The sequence below is a fragment of the Litoreibacter meonggei genome, assembly GCF_003663885.1.
GTDB classification, from domain to species: domain Bacteria; phylum Pseudomonadota; class Alphaproteobacteria; order Rhodobacterales; family Rhodobacteraceae; genus Litoreibacter; species Litoreibacter meonggei.
The window spans coordinates 868,995-881,131 of record NZ_RCCE01000001.1 but is presented as its reverse complement, the minus strand read 5'-3'; the positions used below and the strand labels follow the sequence as shown (position 1 = coordinate 881,131).

The window sequence follows — 12,137 nt, the reverse complement described above, 5'->3', positions numbered from 1 at the left end:
TTTTAGCCCATTGGGTGACGGTAGGAGGCGGAGTAGGCGCCGGTGATGTGATGTTCGAGCTGACGCTCTATGTCGTTCAGAAGCGAGGACGCGCCGAAGCGGAACAGGTTGGGTTGCAGCCAGCGGTTGCCAAGCTCGTCCTTCATCAGGGCCAGATAGGTGATCGCGTCCTTGGCCTTGGAGATGCCGCCCGCAGGCTTGTAGCCGACATGGTAGCCGGTGGCGTCAAAATAGTCACGGATGGCGCGGATCATCACGAGGCTGACGGGCAGGGTCGCGTTGACGCTTTCCTTACCAGTTGATGTCTTGATGAAGTCCGCACCGGCCATCATGCAAATCAGCGACGCGCGCGCCACATTTCGAAGGGAGCCCAGCTCACCCGTTGCCAGAATAGCCTTCACATGGGCGTCGCCGCAGGCTGTGCGGAACGCTTTCATTTCGTCATAGAGTGCCTGCCAGTTTTGCGTCAGCACATGGCGGCGGGAGATGACGATGTCGATCTCGCGCGCGCCAGCTTTCACGCTTTCCTCGATCTCGGCCACGCGCAGGTGGAAAGGAGAGAGGCCAGCAGGGAAACCTGTCGACACGGCGGCGACGGGAATGCCGGAGCCTCTCAGCGCGTCCACGGCGGTCTCGATCATGTCGTGGTAGACGCAGATCGCACCTGTCTGGATGCCGCTGACGCCCAGTGCCTTTTGCATGTCAGCGCGGATCGGTTGGCGGGCCTTGGCGCACAGGCGGCGGACACGGCCCTCTGTGTCGTCGCCCGACAGGGTGGTCAGGTCGATGCAGGTCACGGCCTTCAACAGCCACGCAGCCTGATAGTCCTTCTTGACGCTGCGCCTGCCGGGCAGGGTCGCGGCGCGGCGTTCGATTGCGGAGGTGTTCGCCTGAACCCGCGCGACCCAGTCAAGGTCTAGCGCCATGCCGGGGTTTCGGGGCAGGTGCACTTGCGGCAACTGCGTTTTGGTTTGTGTCAGGGTGCTCACGTCAGGCGTCCTTCGGGTGGAGAAGCACGAAAGGTGGCACGGGCGGGCGTTCGTTGCAAGCCGCAGCCTGCCTTCCCAAGCGAGACCCTGCGCGTTAGGAGAGGACTGTAAACGCATCAGGGGATTCTGCCATGACCATCGACCGTTCCGTAAAAATCGCGCCGTCCATTCTGGCGGCGGATTTCGCCAATTTTGGTGCCGAGATTGACGCAGTCGAGGCGCAAGGTGCGGACTGGATCCACGTGGATGTGATGGACGGGCATTTCGTGCCGAACCTGAGCTTTGGCCCGATGACCTGTGCGGCGATCCGACCCCATATCAAGACGGTGATGGACGTGCATTTGATGATCTCTCCGGTTGACGCCTATATCGACGATTTTGCCAAGGCGGGCGCGGATATTATCACGGCACATGTCGAGGCGGGGCCACATATTCACCGCACGTTGCAAGCGATCCGCGGGGCGGGGGCCAAAGCGGGCGTGGCGCTGAACCCCGGCACGCCGGCTTCGGCTGTAGCGCATCTGCTGGACGTGGCGGATATGGTCTGCGTGATGACCGTGAACCCCGGGTTTGGCGGGCAAAGCTTCATCCCGCTGGAAGGCAAAGTGGCGGAGTTGCGCGCGATGATCGGCGACCGTCCGGTGCATATCGAGATCGACGGCGGCGTGACACCAGCGACAGCACCCGGTCTGGTGAAGGCAGGCGCTGATGTGTTGGTGGCGGGATCGGCAGTGTTCAAGGGCGGCTCTGTCAGCGATCCTGCACCTTATGGCGAGAACATCCGCGCGATCCGCGCGTCTTACGCTTAAAGTTCGAGGAAGAAAGGGTCGCTTTCGCGCCAATAGGCCGTCAAGTCGCGGCTCGACAGGGCGAAGTTTCCGCGTTGCTGCACGTCGTTCGTGGCTCGGGAACACTTCGGACATCTTTTCGACCGCGCGATGGTCGTCGGACGTGTCAGACACTTGCGCTATTGCGAAGTCGATCATCGTTTCGATCTGCTGAAGGCTCGCCTGAACACTGCCCCCACTCATGACATGCTTGATAATGACGCATTATCAATCTGTTGCTCCGCCTAAGGGGAATGCGGCGAACTTGCCGAAAACTGAAAGAAAATCAACGCGGATAGAGGCTTTGCACACCCTATCGCAGCTGTTGCACAGAACTGCGGGTTTTCCTTGGCGGCCGCGCCGCCTACAAGTGCGGCAGGTTTCAAGCGGGGGGCGTATGTCTGCAATCGTATCTGCCAAGGATGTCACGAAGATTTATGAAGGCGGGTTCCACGCGCTCAAGGCCGTGTCGCTGGATATTGAACAGGGAGAGATTTTGGCGCTGCTTGGGCCGAACGGCGCGGGCAAGACCACGCTGATTTCGGTGATCTGCGGAATGGTGAACGCGACGTCGGGTTCGATCAGCGTGGGCGGGCATGACATCGTGGACGACTTCCGTGGCGCACGGAGTCTGATCGGGCTGGTGCCGCAAGAGCTGTCACTGGAGCCGTTCGAGAAAGTCATCAACTCTGTCAGCTTCTCGCGCGGATTGTTCGGCAAGCCCCGTGATGACGCACATATCGAGAAGATTTTGCGCCAGCTTTCGCTGTGGGACAAAAAGGACGCGCGCGTTAAGGAACTGTCCGGCGGCATGAAGCGGCGGGTGCTGATCGCCAAGGCGTTGAGCCACGAGCCGCGGGTGCTGTTTCTGGACGAGCCGACGGCGGGGGTGGACGTGGAGCTGCGAAAAGACATGTGGGAGATCGTGCGCGGGCTGCGTGCGGACGGCGTGACGATCATCCTGACCACGCATTACATTGAGGAAGCGGAGGCGATTGCAGATCGGGTCGGAGTCATCAACGACGGCGAGATTTTGCTGGTGAAAGATAAGGCCGAGCTGATGGCCCAGATGGGGCGCAAGGAGCTGATTATCGAATTGCAGGACCCGATTACGGAGGTTCCAGCCGCTTTGGGCGCGTATGATCTGGTGATCGGTAAGGACGGGCAGAGCCTTGAATACGCCTATGACACACGGGGCGAGCGGACCGGCATCACGGCGCTGCTGAGCGATCTGGCGGCGCAGGGGTTGGTGCTGAAAGACGTCTCGACCTCGCAATCCTCGCTGGAGGACATTTTCGTAGGCCTGGTGGGAGACGCTGCATGAACCTTACAGCAATCAAGGCGATCTACATCTTCGAGATGACGCGTTTTTTCCGCACATTGTTGCAGAGCTTCGTGTCTCCGGTGCTGTCGACCTCGCTGTATTTCGTGGTCTTTGGGGCCGCCATCGGCTCGCGGATCGAAACGGTTGAAGGGGTCAGTTACGGGGCGTTCATTGTGCCGGGGTTGATTATGCTGTCGGTGATGACCCAGAGCACGGCAAATGCCAGCTTCGGGATATATTTCCCCAAGTTTATCGGCACGATTTACGAGCTGCTGTCCGCGCCTGTGTCCTTTGTGGAGATCATGATCGGCTATGTAGGCGCCGCCGCGTCCAAGGCGTTATTGGTCGGGTTGATCATTCTGGGGACGGCGTTTGTGTTCGTCGACCTGAATATTGCGCATCCTGTGGCAATGATCGCGTTTCTGCTGATGACGTGTTTCAGCTTTTCGCTGCTGGGGTTTATCATTGGCATCTGGGCCAAGAATTTCGAACAGTTGCAGCTGATCCCGCTGTTGGTGATTACGCCGTTGGTGTTCCTCGGGGGCTCATTCTATTCGATCTCGATGCTGCCGCCGGTGTGGCAGACGATCACCATGTTCAACCCCGTCGTTTACCTGATTTCTGGGTTCCGCTGGGCATTCTTCGGCGAGGCCGAAGTGTCCATCGGGCTGAGCTTGCTGGCAATCGCGCTGTTCACGGGGGCCTGCATTGCGGTGATTGGCTGGATATTCAAGACCGGCTACCGGCTGAAATCCTAGGAGGCGGGGGCAAGCAGATCGTCCAGTTGCCGCGCGAACCAGCCGCGCGGGATGAAATGCCCGCGCGCGTGAACGTCCAGACGGACCTCGCCTGCCGCGCAATCGGCCCAGATTACCCGCTCGAAATGATCCTTCGCGGTGGTCGAATACGCCTCTGAGCCGGTGGGGTCTGCACAGCCCATGCGTTGGCGCCATAGAGCTACCGGATAGGTCGTGTCGCCATTCTGACCAAAGGGAAAGTCCATGACGTTGTCGCGGGTTCCGTGCACGTGGCGCACCTGCTCCGGGGCGGTCTCGCAGGTCTCGAATTGGTCAAGCGTACCCGACACGGCGAGCAGTGCGCGGACTTCGGCACCGTTTTCGCAGGCATAGCGCCACGCCATCGCGGAGCCGTAGGAATAGCCGGAGATGAAGATATTCGCGCGGTCTATGGGGTAGCGTTTCGCGGCATCTTCGATCACCGCCGCTGCAAACTCTGTGTCGGCGCTTCCTTCGCTCCAGAAGTCCCAACTGCCACCGCGCCCGTTGGGCGCCAACAGCAAGACACCGCGCGGGCGTGTCGCCCCGGCGATGCGGGAATGCTTTACGATGAGGGTGCCCTGACGGCCCCAGCCGTGGAAGTGGAGCAGTACGGGCAAAGGCGTGGTGCCATCCCAATTGTCGGGCGGGAGCAAATGGTATGACCGCGCGCCCATCGGGCGGGGGATATCGGCTGCACAGGGTGGGTTGGAGGCGGCTGCCTTTAGGGATCCCGTCGACATGGTAAAAGAGAGCACGGCGGCGAACGCGGATACCAGTGCGCGAGGACTCATATATGTGCTCCTAACGAGGTCGAATTTCGTAATCAGGTTAGTGATCTGTTCTGGAATTGGCACTGCACAAAGGCGTCAGATTCGAAAGATTCTGGTCCGTATGAGGTGGATGAGTAGCTTACGTGGCGTCGTGCGCCGGCCGTATAGGAGTGACGGGCGTAGAGATGGCGTGTAAGTAATAATTTATTAACTATCTGTAATAAATATATAAAAAAAGAACTCGTGAGGGCGATTTGCACGCTTCAATACTGCTTGCGACCTCCATACCAAGAGGCCGTAAAGGTTTTGTTAATCATTTGAGCGCAATCTTAACAAAGCAATAATGGAATTTTCGCCGACTTAACCAGTTTACTTTTGGTACTCTTACCAAAGATCGAGGTAACCCATGTCTACGGCACTATCCCTTGGCGTTTCGTCGAGTGACAGCTTTATCGTTTATCTATCACCTGAGGGTGCGCGCTCTTACAGTGTTCGCTCTGTTTGGCTGGTTTCCGGCGATATGAGCAACAGCTATTGTTTTCGTGCTGGTCGACCGATCGAAACCATTTTCGTCCCGGAGTTTTACCAAAGTTTCCTTGTGGCACTGAATGCGCAAGCTTTGGATGACCAAACTATCGAGCTTCCAGATTTTGAAGTCTCCCTACCGGGCGTTGGCGTGTCAGGGCTGCGCATTGAGCGCCAGCCCGACGGGGACGAACCCGACGCCCTTAGGTTGAGTTTTCATCGCTACGTGGGTGACGTTACGAGAGTACTTCGGTTCATTCCATCAGCGGAATTGAAACCCGCAACAGTGCGCGAGCGCATAGCGGTGGAAGTCCTTCGCGATATCGTGTCGCCGATTTTTGACATGATGTCTTTGTCCGAACCCAGTTCCCGCGACATTTTAAAAAGCCACAGTGGAGCGATTGAAGCGCGGCTCACCCGTTTGACCGCACAGCAGGAAGAGATCAAGTTTTATACCGGATTGCTGAAACGGTATGTGGCGGGTTGCCAACAAGATGCTGCCGATCTGGGGGGCGGCTCCAGTGACGACATGTGGCCCCCAATGCGTCACAGCGCAGGGCGTTAGTCACGGGCTGGACAGGTGACGCCGGTGAATGGATCTCTGGGATAACCTACCCCTGCCAAATACAATCCGCTTGCCGGACAAACCGGCCCGCAGGCCGCGCGATCAACAGCTTCCAACGCATGCTTCATCTGGATTGGCTCCCAAGAGCCGCAGCCAACACGTTCCAACGAGCCAACAAAGCTGCGCACCTGATTGTGCAGGAAGCTGCGGGCGCGGATGGAGAAGCGGTATTCGGCGCCATAGGGAACGGCAACTTCTTCAATTTCAAGCGCGTCGAGGGTTTTTACCGGTGACAGTGCCTGACAGGTCGACGAGCGGAAAGTGGTGAAGTCGTGCTGCCCGATGAGGTGTTGCGCGGCCTCACGCATCAAGGTGATGTCGAGCGGGTAGTTGATCTGCCAGACAAGCCCCTTGTCATGGGTCGCGGGGGCGCGGCGGGAGAGCAGGCGGAACCAATAGCGCCGCTCGGTGGCGTCGAAGCGGGCGTGCCAGTCGCCGGGGACTTTCGCGATCTCAAGGATCGAGATCGGATGCGGCTTTAGATGGTAGTTCAGCGCCTCGTTCAGGCGAAAGACCTCCCAGTCGCGGGTCATGTCCGCATGGGCGACTTGTGCCAAGCCATGCACGCCCGTGTCAGTACGCCCCGCGGCGGCAATTTTCTCGAAATCGGGCTGCAATTTGCGCAGGGCGTCTTCGATGGCCCCTTGCACGGTGGGTTGGCCATCCTGACGTTGCCAGCCATTGTAAGGCTGGCCGTTGTATTCGATTTTGAACGCGTAACGGGGCATGGCCGACAGGTAGCCTGACTGCGGCGCGGTGCCAAGGGCCTACACATAGCGCAATGCGCCCCTTATGTAGGGATCAACAATCCGAGGGGCAGACTTGATACTTTACGATATTGTTGACGGCATAGGCCGCACGGTGGAAGGCGCTACGCAGTCTGTGACGGGGGTGTTCGAGCCCACGATCAGGCTGGGCGTGACGGGGTTAAGCCGAGCTGGCAAGACAGTGTTCATTACCTCGCTGATCGCCAACCTGATGGACCGCGCTCGCATGGGGCAGCTTCGGGCCGCGGCGGATGGGGGTATCCAGACGGCGTATCTGCACCCGCAGCCGGACGACACGATCCCGAGGTTTGATTTCGAGACGCATCTGGCCGCGCTTACGGGGGCTGATCCGCATTGGCCTGTGTCGACACGCTCGATTTCGGAGTTGCGCCTGTCGATGCGCGTGCAGCCGACGGGGCTTATGGGCATGGTGTCCGGTCCGCGCACGGTGCATTTGGATATCGTGGACTACCCCGGCGAATGGCTGCTGGATTTGGGCCTGATGGACAAGAGTTATGCGCAGTGGTCGGAGGAAGCTCTGACGCGCGCCGATGGGCGCGATGCGGGGGCCGCGTTCGTGGCATTGGCGCGATCGACTGATGGTGGCGTGAAGCTGGATGAGCCGCAGGCGAAGCGGTTTGCTGAAGCTTATACCGCGTATTTGAAGGCCATTCGGGAAGCGGGGTATTCGGACTATACTCCGGGGCGGTTCCTGTTGCCGGGTGATCTGGAAGGCTCGCCCGTTTTGACCTTTGCACCTATGCCGGTGCCGGAGGCCTCGAAGCGTGGCTCGCTTTACCGCGAGTTCGAGCGGCGGTTCGAGGCGTATAAATCCAAGGTGGTGAAGCCGTTTTTCCGCGACCATTTCTCGCGGATCGACAGGCAGGTTGTATTGGTGGACGCGCTAGGCGCGATCCATGCGGGGCCGCAGGCCGTGGATGACTTGCGCAACGCGATGGCTGATATTTTGGGCGCGTTTCGACCCGGTGCGAACGCTTGGTTGTCTCAGTTGTTGTTTGGCAAGCGGGTGGAGAAAATCCTGTTCGCGGCGACCAAAGCCGACCATTTGCACCATTCGCAACACGCGAGACTGACAGCTATCATGGAAGCGCTGTTGCGCGACGCGCGGGATCGTGCGGATTTTGCGGGAGCCAAAACACAGGCGATGTCGATCGCCGCTTTAAGGGCAACGACGGAGGACCATTTGCAAGGGCTTGACGTGGTGCGCGGGCGCTTGGTGGACACGGGCAAGCAGGCGGCGTTCTATCCCGGAGAGTTGCCGTCGGACCCTGGCAAGATCATCGGGGCTGCGCGTGATGGGGCGCAAGGCTGGCTGGAGGGGGAATACTCGGTGATGAATTTTGCGCCTGCCAAGTTGAATTTGGCACCGGGTGAAGGGCCGCCGCATATCCGGTTGGACCGCGCTGCAGAATTCCTGATTGGAGACCGCTTGAGATGAGCAAACGCCCCGTATTGATTGAACTGGATGAACCCGCAGAGATGACGCCCGCGACCGCGCCGGTGATTGCCGACGAGATGCCGCAAGGGCGCGCTATGCAATCGGTGGCAGCCTTGGCTGCGCGCAAGCCGTCGCGGCTGGCAAAGTTCTTCTGGTCGGCGCTGGTGGCGTTGGTGAGCTTTGTGGCGAGCGTTGCGGCTTGGGATTTTGTCAGCGGGTTGATCGAGCGAAGCCCTGTTCTTGGCGCGATTGCGCTTGGCCTGACGGGGCTGTTCGTCTTTGCGTTATTGTTGATCGCTGGCAAGGAATGGCTGGCCATCGGCCGTTTGAAAAAGATCGATGGGCTGCGCAAGGACGCGGAGGCAGCGTTGGCGACAGGCGATTTGAAGGTGTCCCGCGCGGTGTCGGGGCGGCTGATGACTCTTTACGCCAACCGCCCCGAGTTGGAGGCTGGCCGCGCTGCGGTAAAGGCGCGCGACGGAGACGGGTTTGACGCGGATGCGGTGCTGGGCGAGGCGGAGACGCAATTGCTTGCCCCGCTCGATGCGTTGGCGCGTCGGGAAGTCGAGGCGGCGGCGCGGCAAGTGGCCACGGTGACGGCGATTGTCCCGCTGGCGCTGGCCGATCTGGTGGCGGCTTTGACATCGAACCTGCGAATGATCCGGCGGATTGCGGAGATATATGGCGGGCGCTCTGGCACGCTGGGAAGCTGGCGGCTGACGCGCGCCGTGCTGACGCATCTGGTGGCCACGGGGGCAGTTGCTGTGGGCGACGATCTGATCGGCTCTGTCGCGGGCGGGGGCGTGTTGTCGAAACTGTCGCGCCGCTTTGGTGAGGGGGTGATCAATGGCGCGTTGACCGCCCGTGTCGGGGTGGCTGCGATGGATGTGTGCCGTCCGCTACCGTATTCCACGCAAGACCGTCCGTCAGTAACGGGGCTGGTGCGCCGCGCGTTGACGGGACTTTTCCCGACGGGTTAATCGCGCGGGGTGAGCGATGCCATGGGCGGGATCATGTCGCCTCGCACAAGGCGGGTGAGCACCCGTGGTACCGGACCAATCTGGCTAATCGGAAACAGCAGGTGATCCCGAAACGCGGGCAGGATACGGCTGTCTGACTGATATTGTGGCGTGAAGGCCCATGACATCGCCTGATAAATGCGCACATGCCAGCGCCGCGCCATGGCGTAGGCGGGCAGGGCGTCTTGAAGCGGATGCTGCGCGATGGCCTTCGCCAAAGCCGACGCGTCAAGCATTGCCATATTCGCCCCTTGTCCCAACTGCGGAGACGCTTTGTGCGCGGCGTCGCCGATGATCGCGAGGTTGTCCGCATAGGGTTTGCGTAACGTGCCGTGGGCATAGCGGGCCATGGTCATTTGTTCGTGGCTGGTGATCTGCTTGAAGATCGGAACGGCCTCGGGCCAGAGACGTGCTATCTCGGCCTGCCATTCGTTGAGTGGCATGGCTTTCCATGCGTCATAAGCATTGCGTGGCATGGACCAAAAGATGGCGGCTTGCTGCACATCGGAGTCAGGCAAAGTGCCGGAGGGCATGATGCCAATCATCCGATCGGCTCGACGATACACCTGAGTGAGTTGGTCGTTGGGGAGGCCGCACTCGTGCCAACGAACGGTACCCCAGATGGCCCCGTAAGGCAGCGATTTTGCACGAATAGGCGAGAGCGGTGACGACACTCCCGAGCTGTCGATCACCAAATCAAATGGGCCTTGCGGGTCTTTTGAGATGAAGTTGAGGTGACGGTCTTGCAACGCTGTGACCTCGTGCGACGGCATGATTGTGACGCCTGTCGCGACGGCTGCTTGGTAGATCACGTCGAACAACGACGCGCGGTGGATGGCGAGGCCGAAATTTGCGCCTGCAGGATCGTGATCATAGGTGACGTCAAGGACCGCGCGACCGCTGTCGGCCTCGTGACCGAGCATCCGGCGCAGGGGATTGCCCTTGGCACGGGCGGCGTCACCTGCACCGATTTCATCTAGCACCGCTTGGCCGACGGGTTGGATCACCAGGCCGGAGCCCACGGGACGGGGAGCGTCGAACTGGTCGAAAACGGTGATGGTGTGACCCTGTTTGGCCAAAAGCACTGCAGCGGTCAGGCCGCCGATGCCAGCACCGGCGATAGCGATATTGTAACTCATGAACGCAACTTATGCGGTTAAGATGCGGGCGTCATGGGATAAATGAACGCAGCTACAGGCTGGGTGGTGCGCCTATTGGCGCGCGCAAATCCTCGACCCCCATGCGCAAGCCTCGGGCAATGCGGTGCGCAAGGGTCGAGAAGGCAAGCGCGGTTGCCGGAGGGAGTTCCGACGAGAGAACCGTATCGAACAACGACAACCAGCGGGGGAAGTGTTCGCCTTCTACGTCTCGAGCCGCCATGTGCTTTTGCATGGGATTTCCATCGTAGCTGCGCTCCGACAGGATAGCATTGCGCCAAAAGCTGGCGATCTTGGCCTCGTGGGCGGGCCAGCCGTCATCAGGGACATGCGCCGCAAACACTGGGCCAAGCACGGAATCGGCCCGGACCTTTGCGTAGAATTTGGTGACCACTTGGTCGATCTGGTGAGGCGTGATGTCGAAACGGGGTGGCTGAGCGTTCAAAGAACGATCCATACGATTGGAAGCAGAATGCATAGGTACACCAGCATATTGAACATGGAGCGGATCAGGCCCGCGTCATCGGTGGGTTGAATGCCGAAAAACTGACAAATCTTGGTGCCCGGCCAAAGCAGGATTTCGGCGATCTTCTCGGCGGTGGTGGCTACGGACATCGTATATTCCCCTTAATGGGCATTTAAGATGCGCAATATCTAACGCTTTTAATTGCGCATTACAAATGCTAATTATGTCGCATGCAACTGGACAAGTTCACCGACTACGGGCTGCGCGCCTTGATTTACCTGCGGCTATGCGGCGCGCGCAGGGCGTCGGTCGCGGAAATTGCAGCGAAGTTTTCGCTGTCGGAGCATCATCTCTCCAAGGTGGCGACGGCATTGGTTGCGGAAGGATATGTGCACTCTACCCGCGGGCGCACTGGCGGTTTGAGTCTGGCAAAACCGGCGGGTGAAATTCGCGTCGGTGCGGTGGTACGCAGCCTGACGCGGAACCTGTCTGTCGCGGAGTGTTTTGCGGGCAACGGGGCTTGCGCCATCACGCCAGCATGCGGGCTGCGCGGGCCATTGGCCGAAGCGCAGGAGGCGTTCTTTACCGTGCTGGACGGCTACAGTCTGGAAGATGTCAGCGGGCAGGGAGCCGCATTGACGCGATTGCTGGGCTTGGAGGCCGCAAACGCGCTGGACGAACCCGCCTAGCGGGGCGCAAAAGCCTGACGGGCAGTCTGCCAAGGGATGCCCGCCGGGAGAGCGCGACACGCGGTTACTCGAAAGCGCAGCGCAATGTCAGACGTCCATAATAGTCGGTCGTGGGCAACTGGCTATTAACACAACTGCCCGATACCCGCACGGGGCTGCTGCGTGGAACCTGTGTGGTTGCGTCATAAGAGAACGTCTCCTCGAAGTCGCATCCGACCCCTGGCTCGAATGGCCAGCCGCATTGCGCGATCATGGCTTTCGCCCAGCGGATACACACACGGTCTACCGCCTCCACATCAAAGCTTTGGATATTGCTGCGGCCCGCGATCGCATTGCGGCTTCCGTTGATGGTTTGCACGGAGGTGCCTCCGGGGCCTGCCGAGCGCAATTGCTGGATGCCTGCGCTACAACTGGCTTGGGCATACCAGTTGATCTTCAACTCATCCGCCAGCGCAGAGGTGCCGGGATTGATGCGTTCGATCTCGGATGGAAAAGCCTGCCCGGCGACCGGTCGAATGGTCAGCGTGACATCAGCCCCTTCACGAGGGGATTTGAGAAACAGGTAGTCGTTGGAGCCGCCAGAGACGGTCCCTATCTCTGTGTCGTTTGGCGAAAGGTGCTGCCCTGCAACCAATTGGCCTGTTGCGATCAAGGTGGTCAGACCTGCGAAAAGAACTGTCTTAAACATTGTGACCTCCGGGTAGGTGAGGGGTGAAAAGGGATATTGGGGAGTGACGACAC

At 59.8% G+C, this 12,137-nt stretch carries 14 protein-coding genes; 7 read left to right on the top strand and 7 right to left on the bottom strand.

Annotated features, from left to right (window positions below):
• Positions 1-2: 2 nt before the first annotated feature.
• Complete coding sequence (gene deoC / locus BCF46_RS04385) at positions 3-989, bottom strand: deoxyribose-phosphate aldolase (RefSeq protein ID WP_245989778.1); 987 nt, start codon at positions 987-989, stop codon at positions 3-5.
• A 131-nt stretch (positions 990-1,120) separates the two neighbouring features.
• On the opposite strand from deoC, the gene rpe reads away from it, so the two are divergent.
• The 3 genes from rpe to BCF46_RS04370 all read left to right on the top strand — a co-directional run bounded on the left by rpe (position 1,121) and on the right by BCF46_RS04370 (position 3,898).
• Positions 1,121-1,798, top strand: coding sequence for a ribulose-phosphate 3-epimerase (gene rpe / locus BCF46_RS04380; RefSeq protein WP_121022060.1), 678 nt, complete (start codon positions 1,121-1,123; stop codon positions 1,796-1,798).
• A gap of 415 nt (positions 1,799-2,213) precedes the next feature.
• On the top strand, positions 2,214-3,140 hold the full coding sequence (locus BCF46_RS04375) for an ABC transporter ATP-binding protein (protein WP_121022058.1): 927 nt from the start codon (positions 2,214-2,216) through the stop codon (positions 3,138-3,140).
• On the top strand, positions 3,137-3,898 hold the full coding sequence (locus BCF46_RS04370) for an ABC transporter permease (RefSeq protein WP_121022056.1): 762 nt from the start codon (positions 3,137-3,139) through the stop codon (positions 3,896-3,898). The genes BCF46_RS04375 and BCF46_RS04370 overlap by 4 nt, the downstream gene beginning before the upstream one ends.
• On the opposite strand, the gene BCF46_RS04365 is transcribed toward BCF46_RS04370, so the two are convergent.
• Complete coding sequence (locus BCF46_RS04365) at positions 3,895-4,710, bottom strand: CE1 family esterase (RefSeq protein ID WP_245989776.1); 816 nt, start codon at positions 4,708-4,710, stop codon at positions 3,895-3,897. The two genes, BCF46_RS04370 and BCF46_RS04365, sit on opposite strands and share 4 nt — an antisense overlap.
• 385 nt (positions 4,711-5,095) lie before the next feature.
• On the opposite strand from BCF46_RS04365, the gene BCF46_RS04360 reads away from it, so the two are divergent.
• Positions 5,096-5,779 (top strand): hypothetical protein, encoded by a 684-nt coding sequence (locus tag BCF46_RS04360; RefSeq protein WP_121022054.1) that lies wholly within the window; start codon positions 5,096-5,098, stop codon positions 5,777-5,779.
• On the opposite strand, the gene truA is transcribed toward BCF46_RS04360, so the two are convergent.
• On the bottom strand, positions 5,776-6,567 hold the full coding sequence (gene truA, locus BCF46_RS04355; RefSeq protein ID WP_121022052.1) for a tRNA pseudouridine(38-40) synthase TruA: 792 nt from the start codon (positions 6,565-6,567) through the stop codon (positions 5,776-5,778). The genes BCF46_RS04360 and truA overlap by 4 nt on opposite strands.
• Positions 6,568-6,661: 94 nt before the next feature.
• Here truA and BCF46_RS04350 point away from each other — a divergent pair, with 94 nt between their 5' ends.
• Positions 6,662-8,065 carry a YcjX family GTP-binding protein gene (locus BCF46_RS04350; RefSeq protein WP_121022050.1) on the top strand — a complete coding sequence of 468 codons (1,404 nt, stop codon included), beginning with the start codon at positions 6,662-6,664 and terminating at the stop codon, positions 8,063-8,065.
• A complete protein-coding gene (locus BCF46_RS04345; protein WP_121022048.1) occupies positions 8,062-9,045 on the top strand; it encodes a YcjF family protein in 984 nt (327 codons plus the stop codon). Before BCF46_RS04350 ends, BCF46_RS04345 begins: the two co-directional genes overlap by 4 nt.
• On the opposite strand, the gene BCF46_RS04340 is transcribed toward BCF46_RS04345, so the two are convergent.
• Genes BCF46_RS04340 through BCF46_RS19705 form a run of 3 tightly spaced genes read right to left on the bottom strand, consistent with a single transcriptional unit; the run spans position 9,042 to position 10,856 of the window.
• Positions 9,042-10,223, bottom strand: a complete 1,182-nt coding sequence (locus BCF46_RS04340; RefSeq protein ID WP_121022046.1) for an FAD-dependent oxidoreductase — start codon at positions 10,221-10,223, stop codon at positions 9,042-9,044. The genes BCF46_RS04345 and BCF46_RS04340 overlap by 4 nt on opposite strands.
• A gap of 52 nt (positions 10,224-10,275) precedes the next feature.
• Entirely contained in the window at positions 10,276-10,698 is a 423-nt protein-coding gene (locus BCF46_RS04335; protein WP_121022044.1) for a group III truncated hemoglobin, read from the bottom strand.
• Complete coding sequence (locus tag BCF46_RS19705) at positions 10,683-10,856, bottom strand: hypothetical protein (protein ID WP_162848068.1); 174 nt, start codon at positions 10,854-10,856, stop codon at positions 10,683-10,685. Before BCF46_RS19705 ends, BCF46_RS04335 begins: the two co-directional genes overlap by 16 nt.
• Positions 10,857-10,937: 81 nt before the next feature.
• Here BCF46_RS19705 and BCF46_RS04330 point away from each other — a divergent pair, with 81 nt between their 5' ends.
• Positions 10,938-11,396 (top strand): RrF2 family transcriptional regulator, encoded by a 459-nt coding sequence (locus BCF46_RS04330; RefSeq protein ID WP_121022042.1) that lies wholly within the window; start codon positions 10,938-10,940, stop codon positions 11,394-11,396.
• Positions 11,397-11,460: 64 nt separating this feature from the next.
• Here BCF46_RS04330 and BCF46_RS04325 read toward each other — a convergent pair whose 3' ends face one another.
• Positions 11,461-12,084, bottom strand: coding sequence for a hypothetical protein (locus BCF46_RS04325; RefSeq protein WP_121022040.1), 624 nt, complete (start codon positions 12,082-12,084; stop codon positions 11,461-11,463).
• Positions 12,085-12,137 lie beyond the last annotated feature (53 nt).

Coding starts and splice junctions, on each gene's coding strand:
- BCF46_RS04330 (WP_121022042.1), top strand. CDS start 10,938: ATGCAACTGGACAAGTTCACCGACTACGGGCTGCGCGCCTTGATTTAC.
- BCF46_RS04375 (WP_121022058.1), top strand. CDS start 2,214: ATGTCTGCAATCGTATCTGCCAAGGATGTCACGAAGATTTATGAAGGC.
- BCF46_RS04345 (WP_121022048.1), top strand. CDS start 8,062: ATGAGCAAACGCCCCGTATTGATTGAACTGGATGAACCCGCAGAGATG.
- BCF46_RS19705 (WP_162848068.1), bottom strand. CDS start 10,856: ATGTCCGTAGCCACCACCGCCGAGAAGATCGCCGAAATCCTGCTTTGG.
- BCF46_RS04325 (WP_121022040.1), bottom strand. CDS start 12,084: ATGTTTAAGACAGTTCTTTTCGCAGGTCTGACCACCTTGATCGCAACA.
- BCF46_RS04370 (WP_121022056.1), top strand. CDS start 3,137: ATGAACCTTACAGCAATCAAGGCGATCTACATCTTCGAGATGACGCGT.
- BCF46_RS04365 (WP_245989776.1), bottom strand. CDS start 4,710: ATGAGTCCTCGCGCACTGGTATCCGCGTTCGCCGCCGTGCTCTCTTTT.
- BCF46_RS04360 (WP_121022054.1), top strand. CDS start 5,096: ATGTCTACGGCACTATCCCTTGGCGTTTCGTCGAGTGACAGCTTTATC.
- truA (WP_121022052.1), bottom strand. CDS start 6,567: ATGCCCCGTTACGCGTTCAAAATCGAATACAACGGCCAGCCTTACAAT.
- BCF46_RS04335 (WP_121022044.1), bottom strand. CDS start 10,698: ATGGATCGTTCTTTGAACGCTCAGCCACCCCGTTTCGACATCACGCCT.
- BCF46_RS04340 (WP_121022046.1), bottom strand. CDS start 10,223: ATGAGTTACAATATCGCTATCGCCGGTGCTGGCATCGGCGGCCTGACC.
- rpe (WP_121022060.1), top strand. CDS start 1,121: ATGACCATCGACCGTTCCGTAAAAATCGCGCCGTCCATTCTGGCGGCG.